Origin of the sequence: Methanobacterium congolense (assembly GCF_900095295.1) — an archaeon.
Classification (GTDB): domain Archaea; phylum Methanobacteriota; class Methanobacteria; order Methanobacteriales; family Methanobacteriaceae; genus Methanobacterium_C; species Methanobacterium_C congolense.
Genome location: NZ_LT607756.1, coordinates 1 through 18,205, shown reverse-complemented (window position 1 = coordinate 18,205; position 18,205 = coordinate 1). Strand labels below are relative to the sequence as shown.

At 38.9% G+C, this 18,205-nt stretch carries 19 protein-coding genes and 1 pseudogene; 13 read left to right on the top strand and 7 right to left on the bottom strand.

Going from position 1 to position 18,205, the window contains the following annotated elements; translation table 11 throughout:
* Positions 1–17: 17 nt before the first annotated feature.
* From MCBB_RS00100 to MCBB_RS00080, 5 genes are all read left to right on the top strand, one after another.
* Positions 18–1,238 carry a bifunctional 5,6,7,8-tetrahydromethanopterin hydro-lyase/3-hexulose-6-phosphate synthase gene (locus MCBB_RS00100; protein WP_071905698.1) on the top strand — a complete coding sequence of 407 codons (1,221 nt, stop codon included), beginning with the start codon at positions 18–20 and terminating at the stop codon, positions 1,236–1,238.
* A gap of 317 nt (positions 1,239–1,555) precedes the next feature.
* On the top strand, positions 1,556–2,254 hold the full coding sequence (locus MCBB_RS00095) for a nucleotidyltransferase domain-containing protein (RefSeq protein ID WP_197668941.1): 699 nt from the start codon (positions 1,556–1,558) through the stop codon (positions 2,252–2,254).
* A 343-nt stretch (positions 2,255–2,597) separates the two neighbouring features.
* Positions 2,598–3,323, top strand: coding sequence for an SAM-dependent methyltransferase (locus MCBB_RS00090; RefSeq protein ID WP_071905697.1), 726 nt, complete (start codon positions 2,598–2,600; stop codon positions 3,321–3,323).
* Between the two features lie 279 nt (positions 3,324–3,602).
* Complete coding sequence (locus tag MCBB_RS00085; protein ID WP_071905696.1) at positions 3,603–3,929, top strand: YbjQ family protein; 327 nt, start codon at positions 3,603–3,605, stop codon at positions 3,927–3,929.
* A gap of 28 nt (positions 3,930–3,957) precedes the next feature.
* Positions 3,958–4,785: a YbjQ family protein gene (locus MCBB_RS00080; RefSeq protein WP_231916372.1), complete on the top strand. Its 828-nt coding sequence runs from the start codon at positions 3,958–3,960 to the stop codon at positions 4,783–4,785.
* A 78-nt stretch (positions 4,786–4,863) separates the two neighbouring features.
* Here MCBB_RS00080 and MCBB_RS00075 read toward each other — a convergent pair whose 3' ends face one another.
* From MCBB_RS00075 to MCBB_RS00060, 4 genes and pseudogenes are all read right to left on the bottom strand, one after another.
* Positions 4,864–5,334 (bottom strand): hypothetical protein, encoded by a 471-nt coding sequence (locus tag MCBB_RS00075; RefSeq protein WP_071905695.1) that lies wholly within the window; start codon positions 5,332–5,334, stop codon positions 4,864–4,866.
* Positions 5,335–5,747: 413 nt separating this feature from the next.
* On the bottom strand, positions 5,748–6,533 hold the full coding sequence (locus MCBB_RS00070; RefSeq protein WP_071905694.1) for a tetratricopeptide repeat protein: 786 nt from the start codon (positions 6,531–6,533) through the stop codon (positions 5,748–5,750).
* Positions 6,534–6,680: 147 nt separating this feature from the next.
* Positions 6,681–7,529 (bottom strand): tetratricopeptide repeat protein, encoded by an 849-nt coding sequence (locus MCBB_RS00065; RefSeq protein ID WP_071905693.1) that lies wholly within the window; start codon positions 7,527–7,529, stop codon positions 6,681–6,683.
* Between the two features lie 48 nt (positions 7,530–7,577).
* A pseudogene (locus tag MCBB_RS00060) lies at positions 7,578–8,615 on the bottom strand (right-handed parallel beta-helix repeat-containing protein); the annotation flags it as partial.
* A 146-nt stretch (positions 8,616–8,761) separates the two neighbouring features.
* On the opposite strand from MCBB_RS00060, the gene MCBB_RS00055 reads away from it, so the two are divergent.
* The 8 genes from MCBB_RS00055 to MCBB_RS00020 all read left to right on the top strand — a co-directional run bounded on the left by MCBB_RS00055 (position 8,762) and on the right by MCBB_RS00020 (position 14,224).
* Positions 8,762–9,346 (top strand): flavodoxin family protein, encoded by a 585-nt coding sequence (locus MCBB_RS00055; RefSeq protein WP_071905691.1) that lies wholly within the window; start codon positions 8,762–8,764, stop codon positions 9,344–9,346.
* A gap of 315 nt (positions 9,347–9,661) precedes the next feature.
* Entirely contained in the window at positions 9,662–10,357 is a 696-nt protein-coding gene (locus MCBB_RS00050; protein WP_071905690.1) for a TOBE domain-containing protein, read from the top strand.
* Positions 10,358–10,530: 173 nt separating this feature from the next.
* Positions 10,531–10,764 (top strand): 4Fe-4S binding protein, encoded by a 234-nt coding sequence (locus tag MCBB_RS00045; RefSeq protein WP_071905689.1) that lies wholly within the window; start codon positions 10,531–10,533, stop codon positions 10,762–10,764.
* Positions 10,730–11,305, top strand: a complete 576-nt coding sequence (gene hisB / locus MCBB_RS00040) for an imidazoleglycerol-phosphate dehydratase HisB (protein ID WP_071905688.1) — start codon at positions 10,730–10,732, stop codon at positions 11,303–11,305. The genes MCBB_RS00045 and hisB overlap by 35 nt, the downstream gene beginning before the upstream one ends.
* A 58-nt stretch (positions 11,306–11,363) precedes the next feature.
* Positions 11,364–12,179, top strand: coding sequence for a potassium channel family protein (locus MCBB_RS00035; RefSeq protein WP_071905687.1), 816 nt, complete (start codon positions 11,364–11,366; stop codon positions 12,177–12,179).
* A gap of 127 nt (positions 12,180–12,306) precedes the next feature.
* Positions 12,307–12,786, top strand: coding sequence for a flavodoxin family protein (locus tag MCBB_RS00030; protein ID WP_231916371.1), 480 nt, complete (start codon positions 12,307–12,309; stop codon positions 12,784–12,786).
* A 28-nt stretch (positions 12,787–12,814) separates the two neighbouring features.
* Complete coding sequence (locus MCBB_RS00025) at positions 12,815–13,561, top strand: MBL fold metallo-hydrolase (RefSeq protein ID WP_145975973.1); 747 nt, start codon at positions 12,815–12,817, stop codon at positions 13,559–13,561.
* Positions 13,562–13,900: 339 nt separating this feature from the next.
* Positions 13,901–14,224: a hypothetical protein gene (locus MCBB_RS00020; RefSeq protein ID WP_145975972.1), complete on the top strand. Its 324-nt coding sequence runs from the start codon at positions 13,901–13,903 to the stop codon at positions 14,222–14,224.
* 87 nt (positions 14,225–14,311) lie between these two features.
* Here the strand turns inward: MCBB_RS00020 and MCBB_RS00015 are convergent, their stop codons facing one another.
* The 3 genes from MCBB_RS00015 to cfbB all read right to left on the bottom strand — a co-directional run bounded on the left by MCBB_RS00015 (position 14,312) and on the right by cfbB (position 18,205).
* The gene (locus MCBB_RS00015) at positions 14,312–15,541 is read right to left on the bottom strand and encodes an HD domain-containing protein (RefSeq protein WP_084789717.1); all 1,230 of its coding nucleotides are present in this window, start codon (positions 15,539–15,541) and stop codon (positions 14,312–14,314) included.
* A gap of 210 nt (positions 15,542–15,751) precedes the next feature.
* Positions 15,752–16,582, bottom strand: coding sequence for a F420-dependent methylenetetrahydromethanopterin dehydrogenase (locus MCBB_RS00010; RefSeq protein ID WP_071905684.1), 831 nt, complete (start codon positions 16,580–16,582; stop codon positions 15,752–15,754).
* A 252-nt stretch (positions 16,583–16,834) separates the two neighbouring features.
* The gene (cfbB, locus tag MCBB_RS00005) at positions 16,835–18,205 is read right to left on the bottom strand and encodes a Ni-sirohydrochlorin a,c-diamide synthase (RefSeq protein WP_071905683.1); all 1,371 of its coding nucleotides are present in this window, start codon (positions 18,203–18,205) and stop codon (positions 16,835–16,837) included.

The following is an 18,205-nucleotide window of genomic DNA, read 5'->3' as shown; positions in this document are numbered from 1 at the left end:
AAAGGAGGATAATGAATATGTATCAAATAGGGGAAGCCTTAATTGGAAATGGCAATGAATTAGCTCACGTTGATTTAGTAATTGGAAATAAAAACAGCCCTGTTGGCGCTGCATTCGTCAACAACATGGCAGACATGTCCCTGGGACACACACCACTTTTATCTGTTATTAGACCGAACTTAATGACCAAACCAGCAACCTTGATAGTACCAAAGGTAACTGTAAGGGGTCTTGGAGATGCAGACAAAATATTCGGCCCAGCCCAGACTGCTGTAGGTAGGGCTGTTGCTGATTCCGTTGCAGAAGGAGTAATACCAGAAGAAGATGCAGAAGACCTTGTGATAATTGCAAACGTCTTCATACACCCAGAAGCAGAGGACTACCGTAAGATCTACCAGTACAACTACGGAGCAACAAAACTCGCAATAAAAAGGGCAATGGAGAACTATCCATCAATCAAGAAGGTCCTTGCAGAGAAGGACAGAGGAACCCATCCAGTAATGGGATTCAAAGTCAACAGACTCTGGAACCCACCTTACCTGCAGGTTGCACTTGACCTTGACAACATGAACGAGATGGAACGTATAATAAACACCCTCCCTGACAGGGAGAGAATATTAATAGAAGCTGGAACTCCTCTGGTTAAAAAATTCGGCGTTGGAATCATCGGCAAGATCAGAGAACTTAAACGTGACGCATTCATAATAGCAGACCTTAAAACCCTTGATGTCGGTAGGATTGAGGTTAAAATGGCTGCAGATGAAACAGCAGATGCAATTGCAATCTCTGGACTTGGAACAGTTGAATCCATTGAAAAAGCCATCCACGAAGCACAGAAACAGGGAATATACTCCATACTTGACATGATGAACGTTGAAAAGTTCGTTGAAAAGCTTGAATCCCTAAGCTACAAACCTGACATCGTTCTTCTCCACAGGAACGTGGACCTTGAAACCATGAAGGCAGAACGTGGAGAAAAACTGGGTGAAGTAACAGAATGGGGTAACATCAACCAGATCAAGGAAATTCTCGGTAAAGGAAAACTCGTTGCAGTTGCAGGCGGTATAACACCTGAGAGAGTGGATAAAGCCCTTGAAAACAAAGCAGACATCATAGTTGTAGGCCGTTACATCATAGGTTCAAGAGATGTGCGCCGTGCAGCTCAGGACTTCCTTGACCGCATGCCACAGGACCCTGACACCATGAGACTTGCAATGGATGAAGATGAATCCATCTAAAATCCATTAAAAAGATTTTTTTTAGAAGTTTTAATCTTTTTAATTCTTTAAAACTTCATATTCCTATTTTTAAACTAGTTTTATGAAATCTCTGATTATGATCTTTTTTGAAATTCCCCCCTGGTTTTGGAATAGCCCTACAAAGCCCAGAGTAACCTGCAAAAGTTATATTAATTTATAGATGCATAATTATCATAACTGAATATAAAGCAGATTCTGCCAAAGAATCCAATGCCAATAGACGAACTTCGTTTATTCAATAAATTCCTATGATGAGCATAATGAGAAGTGTAAAGTTCCGGTTTAACAGAGGGACTATGAAGCCAAAGGAGCAAAGAATGGATTTTAATATAAACACTTGGATGAAAGGATATTTGGACGGGTTAAAAGCTCTGTTCGCCTCTCGCCTACAGTTTGTCGGGCTTCAGGGAAGTTATTGTCGGGGCGAGGCAACAGTCAACAGCGACATTGACGCGGTTGTCATACTGGATCAGGTAACTCCAGGCGATCTGAAAGCCTACGGCGCTATGCTGGACACGCTTCCGAACCGGGAAAAGGTGTGTGGATTTATCTCCGGCCGACAGGAGCTGCTGAATTGGGAACGCTCCGATCTGTTCCAGTTTTATCATGATACTACTCCAGTTTTAGGAAGCATTGATTTTCTGCTGCCGCAAATCGATCATGAGGATATTCACCGCGCCATACGCATCGGGGCCTGCAACATCTACCATCTGTGTGGACATAACATGGTGCATGAGAAAGACGTGGATATATTGAAAAACCTTTATAAATCAGCTGCTTTTACCGTACAGGCGGTCTATTATGACCAAACCCGCGCATACCTAAAGCAAAAGGAGGAGCTGATCCCCTTGCTGCAACCCCCGGAACGGGAGATTTTGCAGACCGTCATCAACCTTAAGCAGCAGCCGAATATGGCGCAGACTGAGTTTGAGCAATTTTCTGCGCTCCTGTTTAATTGGGCGGCGGGATTGATCATTGAGTACAAGACTGAGTGAAATTGAGCGAAAATTAGGAATTTGTTGGACAGTTTGAACTGCCGATTATATAATCGGAAATCCGCAATAGCGTGATAAGGCAAATTTATTACATTGATATCATGATAATGTCATGTATAGTAAGTTAACAAACGAGGGAGTGTATTGATGTCGGTCATTCTGTAAGGATTATAGGTTAAGCGCATGAAATGAGCAGTTGTTCTGCTCTTGTTTGTGTTATCAGAAACTGCCTTACAGGTTGAACGAGCATCCATTTTTATAATGGTGTAGTTTGTAGCGCAGTTGCATACTGTGCTTTTTTTGTTTTCTTTCTGTAAGGCTAAAAACGGAAAGGAAGAATATCATGTATACATTTACAAACAAATTTATTTCCAGTCAGAGTACCATGGAATTTTTGAAGGCTGCCATGATGGGGCCTAATGCCTTGAGAGTATCTGAGGAACTTGCTTCATATTTGGAAATTCACAGCGATATGAAAATACTTGACCTCGGCTGTGGGTGTGGTCTTTCCACGCTCTTGCTGACACAAAAATTCAGCGCAAAAGTTTTCGCCGCTGACCTGTGGATTTCACCGACTGAAAACTATGAGCGTTTCAAATCTATTGGGATTGACGATAAAGCCGTTCCGATTTCAGTGGACGCAACCAAAGGATTGCCTTTCGCAAACGGATATTTTGACCTATTGTTTACCGTGGACGCTTACCATTATTTCGGTGATACGGCGGAAATGCTCCCGTCGCTCATTCCGTTTGTGAAAAAGGGAGGCTATATCGCCGTGGCTATTCCCGGATTGAAATACGAATTTGGGAAAAATGTTCCCGATGAAATGCAACCGTTTTGGAATAGCGAGGTGGAAAGAACCCTGCACTCTCTTGACTGGTGGAAAGATTTATGGAGCCAAGAAAAGGGTATTGAAATCATCGACTGTCGTGAAATGGCTTGCTGCAAGCAGGCGTGGAGCGAATGGCTAACTGGATATCATCCTGTAGTTGCAAATGATATAAAAATGATGGAGGCTGAGGGTGGAAAGTACTTTAATCTTGTTCAGTTGATTGCTAAAGTACTCTGAATATCTTTGATATTTAGTTATTCACCTTCTCAGCAAAATGTGAATCTATCAAATTCCAATTTGTAGGTGGAGCAGATGAAAGACTTGAAAAATATGAGCTTGGAAGAGTTATGGAAGCTAGTCCCCATCATTTTAAAAGAGCATAACCCGGAATATAAATATGGTATGAAGAAGAAAATGACAAACTAACAGCCATTCTAAGAGATTAGGGTATCCACAAAATGGATGAAATTCAAGGGACATACATATAAGAAATAGTGTGTTGCAGGGGGAAATTTGATGCTGATAGTAACCACACCAACCATTGAAGGGAAAGAAATAGAAGAATATTATGGTTTAGTAACTGGAGACTCCCTCCTTGGAGCAAATCTCTACAAGGATATGTTTTCAGGGGTGAGGGATGTTGTAGGTGGAAGAACATCCAAATATGAAGAAGAACTTAAAAATGCCAGGAAGTTAGCTCTAGAAGTCATGGAAAAAAAAGCAGCACAAAAGGGTGCCAACGCCATAATAGGAACCCGTGTGGCCTACCACAACCTTGGGGGTACCATGGGGAACACCATAATGGTAACAATGTCTGGAACTGCAGTTTCACTCAAGGAATAGTTGATTTAAACCCTGAAAGGTGAATATTTTGACCGATTCTAAGAAAAACCATCTCATGGAAAAACGATGGGCATTGGCAGCCATAGGCCTTGGATTTTTAGTGGGATTCGTGTCTGCCTTCCTCTGTGTGGCATTGCATTTGGTTATCTTTGGATTCAACATCATGTACATAGTGTCCCCACTGCTTGCAGGATTTGTTGAAACCTTCATAGCCCGTAAAAAGTATGGTAGAAGCACAGGTGCTATCAGCGCCCTGTTAACATTCTTACTCATCAACATCTATGGCTGGTTCCTACCAGGTTGGTATTATCCAAAAGAACCTGTTACACTCAGTTTTATTACATTAATTGCTATAATACTGACCATTCAGGCTGCATTCCCCATACTGGTAAATTACATTCTTTTTGTAGTTGTTATGGACACATTCAGAAGGGTTGTGGAACTTCCCTCCAGGTTAGGTAGAAAACCACAGGACGTTGAAGGGGAGAAAATTGGGGTACCATCTGCCGATGAACCCTTCCTCGATGAACTGGACAACCCACTACTATCTGTTCCAGATTTAGAAGGAAGGAAAATAAATAGATATGTGGGTTTGGTGGGTGGGGAAGCCGTAGCCCCTGAAAAAGAATCAGAAAAGTTGATTTCAAAGATTTCAAGTATAGTAGAGCCAGTACAGTTGGAGGGCATGGAGTTAGGAGAGGCTAAAAAATTGGCAATATCCAGGATGCTGGATGAAGCCAGGTCAATTGGAGCAAACACCGTTACGGATGTTTTGATTGACTACGTGTCCATGGGAGGGTTGCAGGGCAGTGCACTCATTGTAACTGCCACAGGAACTGCAGTCGTGTGCGAATAATTAAAATCACTTATTTTTATTTTTTGGAAATTCATAGCAATTTAAAAGAAAAAAAAGAGTTTGTTGGGGTTTTATATTTTAATCCTTCTGGAACAACATCAATATTCCCATGATCAAAAGCCATAAACCAATTAGTACTCCTAAATATATTGGGTTGGAACCTAAAAACAGCAACAGCAAACCGAGTATAATTGCTACGATTCCATTAGCTCTGCTGTTGCCTTCTTTTGAGATTATACCCATTAACCCTGCAATGATCAGGAACAGACCAACTATATAAATTAAAAAGCCTGCCACTGAAGCGAACAGGGCCGGGCTGAATATGAAGCCAAGGCCAAGAATCAGGGCTATTACACCCAGTAAGATCTCCAGAACCCCCAGGCCTGCACTTTCACCCAATTCGATTATTCCACCTAAAAGCAGTCCTATACCTAAAATCAGGACTAAAAATCCTGTTATTAATGCTACAGGGAGAATTCCTAAAATAGGGACGGCCATTACAATTAAACCAAGAATAATGAGAATTATTGCACTGATCATTTTCTGCATATCTCAACCTCCTTATTCCCCTAACAAACTCTTAATCCTGTTATAATTTTTATTAATGATTGGTTTTAAATTTTTTTATAATTATATGAATTGAGTTATCGAACAAAAAAAAATCTTTTCTGCAGTTATCCTGAAAATAATATCAACAAGAACCATCATAGTTAATATCTAGGATAACTTATGAAATGAAGCATAACTAAAATTTGGAGAGTTATCGATGATACTGGGAATATGTGAACCAATAACTCCACATTATTATCCTTTTTAACATAGTTTTCAAATTAAAATTATTACTTATCTTAGCAAGAAAGAATGGGGATTAAACACAACTAACCGCTTTTCAATGAAAAAAAATCATCTGCAAAAAAAAATATGTTGATAACTTTCAGGAAAAACCCTTGAAATAATAATGCCTAACTAAATTCGCCTTGTGCCAGTTTTTCTTTAAGTTTTCTTGCAGGTTCAAAATCTGGATCCACTTCTAAGGCTTTATTCAGACAGTTTAAAGCTTTTTCATGTTCTCCTAACTGTATAAAAACAGCCCCTTTACCATACCACGAACGAGTCTCATTAGGATCCAGCTCTAAAACCTTATTAAAGCAATCTAACGCTTTTTTATTTTTATTGAGAGTCCCATAAATCGATCCCATATTGTTCCATACACTTGAATTTTCAGGATTCAACTCTAAAACGCGATTATAACACCCCAACGCTTCTTCATACTTTTTCAAAACCTTTAAAATTACGGCTTTATTATAAAGAGCATTTTCGAATTTATCATCTAACTCAACCGCCTTATCAAAACAATCAATTGCTTCGTTGAAGTTACCCAATTTTCTAAGAGCATTCCCCTTATTATACCAGGCCCGGGAAAAACTGGGATTTAAATCTAAAGCCTTATTATAACAAGAAAGGGCTTGGTCATTTCTATCAAGATCAATAAGAGCATTCCCTTTATTGTACCATACTTCGGGCAAACTTGAATCTAACTCCAAAGCTTTATCATAACAAACAATAGACTCTTCATATTTTCCAAGCTTTTTAAGAACAATCCCTTTAAGACTTAATGCTTTGAAATAATGAGGATCCATCTCTATAATCTCATTAAGAAGTGCTAAAGCTTCTTGATAATTACCCTGATCTTCACAATCATCAGCCTTTTTAAATAACTTTCTCTTCTTAAAATCGCCAAATACCATCATAACCACCTTAAAATAATATTATATTCAAGTATTAAAAGTTATTATTTAACTTAAAAAGAATAATATGTAAAGTAATCAGTTATAAATTGCTAAATTTTTCACTGATTTAAAAATTTAGAAGTTTTTTAAAACTTCTTGAGGTTCTTAATAATTTTTATTACTTTCAAGTTTTAAAGCCTTTTTAAAGCATTCTAACGCTTTTTCATTATCTCCACGTTTTTCATAGATAATGCCTTTGTTATACCACACATTTGCATTATTAAGATCCAGATTTAAAATTTCCGCGAAAGAATTCAGCGCATCATCATATTTTTCAAGTTCCATAAAAGTAATAGCTTGATTAAATCTAGCCTGAATATTTTTAGGATTTAATTTTAATGCCCTATTTAGGCATTCCAGCTCTTCAGAGTATCTTTTAAGTTTTCCAAGTGCAACACCTTTATTAACTAAAGCATTAAAGTATTGAGGATCTAATTCTAAAGTTTTATCATAATACTTAAGTGATTCTTTATCTTTACCAAGTCTCTGAAATATGAGGCCTTTATTATACCATGCATCTACATACATTGGATTTACTTCTAAAGCTTCATCAAAACATTTAAGTGCTTCCAAATATTTTTCAAAGCCCATAAAAAAAATACCCTTATTAAATAATGCTTTAAAATGTTTTGAATCCAACTTCAAAGCAATATTCAAAGATTCTAATTGTTCTTCATATCTTCCAAGCTTTCCCAGTGCAAAGGCTTTATCATTCCATGCATCCACATCTTCAGGATTAATATTCAATGCTTTTTGTAAACAATTTAACTCTTCATCATATTTTCCAATCCTTCCCAAGGAAATACCCTTATTATACAAAGCCAAAAAATGATCTGAATCCAAATCTAGAACTTTATCATAAAATTTAATGGCATCCACATCTTCACCTTTAGAAGCCAGATTTACCCCTTTCTGAAGCAAAAAGTTTTTATTCTTCTCTTTTTTAAAGAACATCAATCAAATACCGCCTTAACTATTATTTCACTGCATTATTCGTGGTTTTTAAGTTCTACCAGTCATTTTATTGTAATAATCAACTATCACTTCACCTGTAACGGCTAATGGATATGTACCGGTTTCAATACTTAAAATTAGACCGTTTTCAGCTGCACTACCCACGTCTCCTCTTTTTAAAGCATTGACAAATTCATCCCAATCTTCATGAATCTTTTCACCCCAATTTTTATAGTCGTCATTAGTCCGAGGATCGCCAGGGATTCCACCTAACCCTGCTACATTATCAATTATATCTTGTACACCATTGAAATCTCCTTTTTCAGCTTTTTCTTTTATTTCTTTTCTTATATCTTTATAATCTTCAGAATCAGATATTTCAATTATCAGATTAACTCCTTTCCAATAATCTTCTTGGAGTCTTTCTGGTGTTAATGGGTTTCCATCACCATGTAAAACTGATTGAAGAGTATAAATTGTTAGGGGAAGTAATTCTGGAGAAATTAAGGTACCTTCTAGCGTGTAAACTGTTTGAGGATATTCATTAGGATATTTCACTGTTAAATATACGCCAACCAGAGCCACAGCAACAGCTAAACCAACAACTCCTGCCCTACTCACAGTTAACTCAATAGCCGCAAAGTCAGCTACAAACGCGTCAATAACACCATCAGCAGCAGCTAAAACAGAATCAATCGTTACTGGAACACCTTCTCCAAGATTAATAGTACCATATTGAGAGAGTAAACCAAGTAAAGCAGGGCCTGAAACAAGTAACCCATTATATGTTCCATTTCCAATGACTTCTCCATTGACCAGTATTCCAGCATGTCCATTGTAGTCCACATCGTTGCCTGTGACGTTACTATTGGCTCCGTTGACGATTATTCCCGAACCCACATTGTAAAGTACAGTGTTCCCTGTGATTGTTGCACCATCACCAGTCACGCAGATTCCGTTACCATAATTACCTGCTACGGTGTTATTAGTGACAGTTGGATTGTTACCACTAATTGCTATTCCAATTCCGCCGTTATCATAAACATCAAGACCTGCGAGTGTTATGTTGTTTCCATGCACCCAGAGTCCAGTTCCACCATAGGATGTATAACATTATCACTCGTAATGATTGGTTTTTTAATATAACTATCACTAAAAATATCCATAATGACTCCCATATCAATACCTTAATAGGTATTATGTAATTCCAATCACAATATGGAGTCACTAAAATGTTGGTACTGGGAATATGCGGAAGTCCAAGGAAACAGTCAACTGACTATGTTTTAAGGGAAGCCCTGACTATGATGGAAGAAAAGGGGTTTGAAACGGAATTTTTTGGTGTTCGGGGGAAAAACCTGAGTCCATGCAGACACTGCGATTACTGCATCCGGAACAAGGAGTGTGTTGTGAAGGATGACATGTACGAGGTTTACCCCCTAATAAAGGAGGCAGATGGTCTTATAATGGCCACTCCAATTTACAACGGTGGGTTGAGTGCCCAGCTGAAAACTGTTATGGACCGGTGCCGGGCCCTTGGGGCTGAAGATGTTGATTACCTTCGCTACAAGGTTGGTATGGGAATAACAGTGGGTGGAGATAGATCTGGAGGTCAGGAACTTGCAATGCAACAGATAATCACATATTACATTCTGAGTGGTGCCATACCTGTTGGTGGAGGTTCCTTCGGCGCAAACATAGGCGCAAACTTCTGGTCCCAGGACAGTCTCCAGGGAGTTAAGGATGATGAAGAAGGTTGGAGAAGCCTTAGAAAAACTGTGAAACACTTTTCAGACTTTCTTGATGTCTACAAATAGTTCAAAATTAAAAACAAGCCAATAGAATCCTAAAATTAAATACTTCTTTTTACTATCAACCCATTTTTAATCAATAATTTGATATAAGAAATGTTATTAATAATTACAATAATAACCGAGCACTGAAACTCTGAAGTTAATTTTAAACCATTTCGAGTTAGATGCATTTTTATAAAAAACAATTGTTGGTTTAAATTGCTTAAGGATAGTGATAAAACTCACAGTTTTGAGTTTTAAAAGGAACGCACTAAAAATTAGTTAAGTTTATAGAATAATTCATGCCATAATTAATCAAGAGTTAGTGGAGTGTGTCTTATGACTGATTCAATTGAAGGCCAAGAATACCTGTTGAAAATAGGGAATAAATCCATTGCATTGGATTACAAAAGGTTCATGCTTTTAAAAGGTACCCAAGAGTATGGTTCCATAACCAAATCAGCGAAAGAAATAGGCATTCCATACCGTACTGCCCTTAAATATATAGAAAATCTTGAAAAAGAAGTTGGAGAATCGGTTGTTGCAAGTAAACGAGGCGGAAAAGGAGGCGGAGGTAGCAGTCAACTCACAAAGGTGGGTAAAATGATCATAAGAGAGTACACCAAATTCAGCATCATCCTTAAGAAACATTCCGATGTGAACGAGGTTGAGGGGAAGGTTGCAGAGATAGATTCAGATAACAGGATCATGAAGATATCCCTGTACAAAAAAATTGTTATTCTCCCAATAATCGAAGATCTGAATATTGGAGACGAAGTTCTGCTTCTAATAAGCCCCGAAGAAATATTTGTAATGCTTGAACCCCATGAATCCAGTGTTAGAAACATATTTGAAGGTAAGATAATAGAAATGGGATTCCAAAATGAGATGGTGAGGGTTAAAATAAACATAGATGAGGATATAAGTTTATTTGCAGATATCACAGAATATTCTCGTGATAAACTGGGTTTAAATTTAGGTAGCAATATTTTCATAGGATTTAAGGCCACTTCAGTACCTGTGATAAAGCTATGAAGTATAAGTTATAAGGTAAAAGTTATAACTTATAAGTTATAATTAAAACCGCGTTAAAATCATTTGAAGACCAAACAAACTGTATATGGATTTAATGTGAGAGAACATAGGAAAAAAAAGAAAGTTATAACTTAAAAGTTATAAGTTATAATTCACTATTGTGGGGCCCGAAAATGAAGGTAGTTGTGGACAAAGACAAATGTACTGGATGCGGTAAGTGCAGGGAAATGTGTCCTAAAGGATTTAAAATCTGGAACATAGGTCCTGACAAAAAGGCTGAAGCATCGAACTTAAGATTCTGCCACGTCTGCACCATATGCGCAGGTGTGTGCCCAACGAAGGCAATACAAGTAATAAGGGATAGGGAAGAAGATGAGAAAGAAGGAACTAATGAGAAAAACCTCTGAAACTGATGTAAAAATCTCTTTAAACCTGGATGGAAATGGAAGATCAGATGTGAGTACTGGAATTGAATTTTTCGACCACATGCTGAACTCCTTTGCAAGGCACAGCTTTTTCGACCTTGAAGTTAAAGCAGAGGGAGACACTGGAGTTGATGATCACCACACAGTTGAGGACGTGGGGATACTCCTTGGAGATGTGTTCAAAGAGGCAATTGGTGATAAGAGAGGTATTAAAAGAATGTCCCATGCAATCGTGCCAATGGACGATGCCCTTGCAACTGTGGCCGTGGATGTAAGTGGCAGGAGTTACTCTGTAATGAATTTCAAGTTCAAAAAATCCAAAGTGGGTGATTTAAGCACTGAAAACGTTGAACACTTCTTCGAGTCCTTTGCAAACTCTGCCAGGATAAACATCAACGCCAGGGTAGAAGGAGAAAACGATCATCACCAGATAGAAGCACTTTTCAAGGCATTTGCACGGGCTTTAAGTGATGCATCACGTGTGGAACATGATACCATACCCAGCACCAAGGGAGTGCTTTAGGTCTTAACTTAGGTTTGAATTTGATCGAACAATTTTAACTCATTAAAAGGTTATGCAAATGAATGGTGCTTTGAAAACAAACCTCAGTAAATTGTTTCAAGTTATAATAACCCTTTTAATAATTCTTATAGTCGTTGACATTATAATGCTCCTTGCATTAACCTTTTTCAGCCTTAAAAGCAGTACAACGCATTTAATACTGAGGTTCGACCTACTGGTTTCTGCATTGACATTTTTAGTATTTTTAATAAGTTTAAATAACTTTGCAGATAAAAGGGCATTTTTAAAGGAAAATTGGATATTGCTTTTAACCTCTTTTCCTGTTTTATTCATACTTTGGGCTTTTCAAGGACTTTACATTGTCGTGTATGTTCTGCCAGTCTTCAACATAGTTAAGATTTACTCCATGGTAAGAACCATTAATAAAATAGGTAGTAAATTCCTTAAATTCTCAAAGGAAACTGGACTTGGTTATGGAATAATCATAGTCACCTCTGTATACTTTCTTGGTTCTATAGCTTTCTTCTTAGTAGAGAATGGAGTGAACCCGAACTTAAATGGATTTGAGGGTGCTCTATGGTTCATGATGGCAAGCATGACAACAACTGGATATGGTGACATAGTCCCCGTAACCGGAATAGGCAGAATAATAGGCAGCATAGCCATGCTCACGGGTGTTGGATTTGCAAGTTACGCAACAGCATCCGTCGCAAGCGTGATATTCCATCAGCTCAGGGAAGAAAGGGATAAAGAAGCTGAACAGCTTAAAGAACTGACCACAAAATTTCGGGGCGAAAGAAAAGCTGATGATGAGGAGATAAAGGAACTTCTGAGGAATATACTCCAAAGGATGGATGAAAAGGAGGAAAAATAAGTTTCAGTGGAAGTCATACTGCATTCTAATAGTTGAAGTAATTGCTTGCTCGGAATTATAAATACCAGCAACTACATAGAAAATTGATCGTTAATTGAATGATTTGGATCGTTAAAAAGGAGATGAATTGAAATTGAAAGTCTTAATCGCATGTTACTCCTACAGTGGCAACACCTTGAAGGTTGCCAAGGAGCTTAAAGAAAGTTTAAGCGCAGATTTAACAAAAATAGAACCTGTAAAAGATAGATTTTACCTTTTAAAGGGTTGGGGTGCTTTGAGAGAGCAACGTGCAGCAATCAAACCATGCACAACTGACCTTCATGATTACGATGCACTGGTGGTTTGCTGTCCTATATGGGCTGGAAAATCACCTGCAGGACTCAACCAGTACCTTGATGAACTTCAAAACGTTAAAGGTAAAAAATTAGGGGCCTTCGTGACCATGGGAGGTAATGGGAATCAAAAAGCTACCATGCAGATAAGGGAAGCCCTTTCAGAAAGGGGAATGGAATTTCTGGGCCAAATGAAGATCGCAAGTAAGGATCTGAAGTCAGGTGCTTACACTGAGATGGTTGAAACCTTTGCAAAAAAGTTTCAGGACTCTTAAAACCATAAACCATGGATTGGGGAATTTTATGAATCCCATCTTCAAACCCATATTTTCAATTTTTGAGCCTCCAAAGGCCAGGATAATGCCTAAATTGAGGAACGATACTGGTAAAACTCTCATCCAAACCGTTAGTAAGTCCAGTTTCACTCCTTCAAACTCTTACATCATCACATCAAGGGATGGAACTGTGATAGTGGCTGATCCAACAGCAATGCCAACAGAAGATGAGCTGGACCTGAGGCCAGACGTTATAACTGTGACACATCCACATTCAGACCACATCGACCCGGATTTCCTTGACAGACACAACTGCAGAAAGTCCATCTCCAGGGTGGAAAGTTTTGATGTGGCAGATGTGCATATATACAGTGTAGGATCATCCCACCGTGGCAGTCACATCAGCGTTAAATCTCCTTCAAATGTTATCTACGTGTTCGAGGTTGATGGACTGCGCATTGCACATATGGGCGATATAGGGCAGGACCACCTCACAGTGAAACAGCTGGAGTCCCTTGGAAGGATCGATGTTGCATTCATGCAGTTTTCCAATCCATTCTCAGGAATGTTCTATTCAGAGAAGGGTTTCAACGTTATTGAGGAGCTTAAGCCCCAGATCATTATCCCCACCCATTCAAATCCGCGTTCAACCCGTAAAATCGGTAAAATGCTTGGTAAACTGGAGATTCTTGAGAACTGCTTCGCTGTCAGCCCTGACGATCTGGCTGGTGGGCAGAGGAAGGTTGTTTGGTTGAAGAACACCTTGAAGTATTGAATCTTTTGGTTACTTCATCCATTAATTCTATCCACAAATGTATTTAAAATGCTATTTTAAAGGATTTTTCCTTAATGAGTAATGTAAATCCATTAAATATTTTTTTTTAGTAGTTAAAATCTGATTTGTTATAATGGATTTTTAGAAAAAAATTGGTAATTTGAACATGCTTATTTGGTAATAACTTATTTATTTTTATTTCAACATAGAAAGTAACAAGTCATTTCTGTAAGGTGGATGGTTTGATGAATTGCAAAGGCAGTTCTGCTCTCGTGAGTATATTTTTAGGGTCAAACAGGCCTGAAAATTATGGGAGTGATTGATTTTTGGATTTGAGTTGTGATACAAGTAGAAGGAGGTGAAGACGTGCCAATCTTTACTGTTCATATGATGCATTCTGTTGAATCATGCCCTGTATACAACGAGGGTACCAAGAAGAAACTTAAAGAACTTTCCAGTAAAAGGAAAGAAGCAGCTCTAGAACATCAGATCAACATTTTAACAGCAGTTTTTTCTCAACTGGAACATTTAATAATATACGTAATGGAAGCACCCAGTCATAAGGCTGTGGAAAGGTATTTGAGGGATGTTGGATTTTCAATCTACAACAAAATTGAAATACGAGAGGTTGAATTTGTGGAGGATGCTTTAAAAACCCTTTAATTCCCATCCAAAGATCTTACAGTTAGATCCTAATACAAACAACAAAACAAATAAAAAAAATATTTTTTATTTTTTTCTATTAAAAGATTAAAAATCAATTTTAAAGGATTTTCTCTTGAAGTGGTCAAATATCAGTCCAAAATCTGTTCCAGAGACCTTTTTAGATTTAAAATCGTCATAGATATTTTTTCTTCCTTCTTCAAGATGCTTTGAGGTTATACTATGTTTTATGGATAGATCGGCTTCAATGAATGCTGCCAGTTTATCACAGGCCTTTATGAGTTTTCCATCAACTGGACTGAACTCATCAGAATTGTATTTAGTGTTCAATTCCCTGAAATCAATCCCTTTCAGTAATTCTCCCTTGATCTTGACCTTGTTCTCAAATTCATTTTCAGTGAAGTAACGCATCTCACGTCTCCAGGAGTGTGGCAGTAATGGTAAAAGCTTCGTGTTCATCTGATTCTCCTCATATTCCTTTATTATATCTTCCAAACCTTCTACTGAACGTTTTACTGGAGATATTATGTCCTTGGTCATTACTTCAGGCAGATCATGGAAGAGTCCTGCGAAGAAGTTGTTGTAAAGCCTTTTGGGACATGCTCCATTCTCGAGGGAGAAAAGGTAGGCATTTATTGCCACGATGTACATGTGACCCAGAACTGAGGTTTTTGGAATTCTGGGAGAATGGGCCCATCTCTCCTGGAATCTGAGCTGGCCGCAGAGATCCACGAATCCATAGGATTTCTTCTCGAGGGACAGCTTCTGAACCCCAATGAGATCGTAGTGATCCTCGATCTGATTCTCTATTGCAGCTCTTGTCTCTTCTATCCCATATATGAAGGGTGCGGTGTGGTATATTATCTTGAACTCCCAGTTGGTTGCAAGGTAATGTGCTGCCTGAAGTATCCTCTTCTCAAACTTGGCATAGCTTGGTTCGAAGAAGTAGCTCTCAAAGTTTTCCCTAAATTCCCTGTTAATTCCCTTGAAATCTTCTTCAAGCTGCTTTAAGACGTGTTTGTTCAGGTCTTCCTCCTTCTCATCCATCATCTTGTGGAAGACAGGGGGTTTGAGATCAGTGAGCACGGTCCTGTGGAGAAACTCAAATATGCCCCCTTCTATGAGTTTTTTCCAGTCCACATCTGCATCCCTATCCTTTTCCTCAAATTTAGCTATCACATATGCTATGACCATTTTATGGGCCTGTTTGTCCAGTTCTGTAAGTTCTACTGGGCGTATGTGGTCGTTCCAGCGCTGCATACTAGCTGCTTCGTAGAATCTTTCAATGAGCTTTGCCATACTGGTTTCTTTTTTCATCGTTACACCTGATTCAATAAAAATCACTTGATTTACATTAACTTTAATATTAAATCATATGTATTTTATTAAAGTGCTGCGAATTGATGAGAATCCATATGTAAAAAGAGTTCGTATTAGAATAGAAAAATGATGTTAATTGTGGTTCAAATTGGCAGAATTAAAAACAAAAAAATAAGCAGTCCTTTCGGACCGCTTGGTTGAACAAACTTACTGTGGTTTGTCCATTAAAGCTGTTTTGGATACTGTCTGGCCCTGTGCACCGTGTGGTGTCCTTAAGACAGTGTCATTTGCTTTTTCGATTTCCCTTGCTTCTACAGCGAGTTTTGCTGCTGCGGAGAGCATTTCGTGAGCTGATGCAACTATTGGTATGTATTTTTCAGCTTCTTTGGTCATGAAGCATCCTTTAACATCTACGTCAGCTACTTTTTCAGCTATTGTGTATGCTGCAAGTGCTTTTGCTTTTGCGTATGGGTTTGCGAAGCCAGCTGCGTCAACTGCTTTTTCAGCGCTGATGACAACTTTTGGTAATTCTATGTCGTTACCTGCTTCTGCTGCAGCTATTACAGCATCGAGTGTGCTCTGAACAACCCTGTATGCACCTGTTGCTGCGAGTACTTTTAGCACGTCGGAGTTGAATGATGCCATTTCAGTTGGGTCGAGGAGCTCTCTCCTTGCACCGATCATTGGGTCAGCTTTCACGAGTATGTAACCGAGGCCCTGTTCATCCATTTCGTCTTTAGCTCTGATACCTGGAGCGTCACCGACTATGATTGCTGGGATGTCCATTGCAGAGAGTAATTCTCTTGCTTTAGCTGGGCCTGGAGCACCAGGGTTAGGGCTGATGAATACAACGAATTCTGGGTCAAAGTCAGCTATTTTTGGTACTGCGTCTTCGATCTGTTCTGGGTTCATCTTTGCGCCGGAACCCACGGTTCTTACATCTATGTTAGGTCTGTCTGCCCTCTCATCAAGTACTAAGTCAATTACAGGAGAGGTACCTATGTTACCGCATTTAATAACTCCTATTTTCACAACCATTATATCACCAAAGATGCTATCCCGATAATCAAATAAGTATTTTTTGATTTAATTTTTTAGGGGTAAGTTTTTATACTATGTGAAAAAGGGAGGATAAAAAGAGGATTGTTCCTATTTTAAAGCATTATTAAAATCTATTTTTTATATTAAAAACTATTTACAGAATTATAAAAATAAAAAATATTTTTAAGGGATTTAAAAATGGATATGATTTGGGGATTTAAATCCGAAGTTTAGGGGATTCATAATCATTTAAAGTTGTTTGGATTCATCCTCAAACTCCAGAGCAGATATGGTTAAGTTGGATGCAAATCCCTGACATGCAGCAACGTGGGTGTGCACGTAGCTTGCAACTGTATTCTTGATCATCATCCCATCCTCTGAACCTGTGATTCCACGGCCCCTGTGCATTTTAAAGGCAAATTCCGGTTTTCCATCTGTGATATCCACCTTCGAGTAGTGGAATTCATGTCCCCTGAATATTTCGCCCTTTTTAAGGGTTGGACTGTCCCTTGTAGCCTCTGCGATGGTGTAGCTGAGCCCCTGAACACGTGGAGTCATGTAAGATGGGTATGGGAAAACTCCACACATGGAACTTTTGTCTATGGATCTTGTGAGGTACATGAGTCCTCCGCATTCGGCGTAAACTGGTCTTCCATCTTGGCAGAACTTTTTAACCGATGTTCTCATTGAATGGTTAGATTCAAGCTCTTTTTTGAATATTTCTGGGTAGCCCCCACCTATGTAGATTGCATCAACGTCTGGAACTTCCGCATCGTGAAGTGGGCTGAAGTACACGAGTTGCGCACCGTTGGCTTCCAGGGCCTCGAGGTTTTCAGCGTAGTAGAAGGTGAATACTTCATCCATTGCAACACCAATTTTAACCTTCCTCTTATTTTCAGTTCGCCAGAGCTCTTCCCTGCCCTCTGGAATTTTAGAAGAATCCTTCATTATGGAAACAAGTGCATCGAGGTCTATGTTTTCCTCCATAACTTCTCCCCAGTGTTCTATTGATCTGAGGATGTTTTCACGTTCCACTGCAGGCACCAGGCCCAAATGTCTGGATTCAACACTTATTTCATCATCCCTTGGTATCCCCCCAATGACTGGAGTTTCTGTGAGGGTTTCAATGGCTTCCTTGGCCTTAAGGTAGTGGTTTTTACCCTTAACCTGGTTGAGTATAACACCTTGAACATTTATATCTGGATCCAGGGCTTTGAATCCAAGAACAACCGCTGCAGCACTCCTAACAAGACTCCTAGCATTCAGTATCAGAATAACAGGAGCGTTAAGGGTTTTTGCAATGGAAGCCGTGCTGCCAACATCATCCACAGCACTCATACCCTCATAAAGTCCCCTTACACCCTCTATGATCCCAAATTCAGATTTAGATCGCCCCAACCCTTCTTCAAAAGCTGTTTTTATCTGACCATCTGACATGAAGAATGAATCAAGGTTTCTGGACCTTTTACCTGTTGCAAGGGTGTGGTAGGTTGGATCTATGTAGTCCGGGCCAACCTTAAATGGCTGTACTTTGTACTCAGTTGATAATGCCTTCATTATGCCTGTTGAGATGGTTGTTTTCCCAACTGCACTTCCTGTTCCTGCAAGGACTAATCTCAT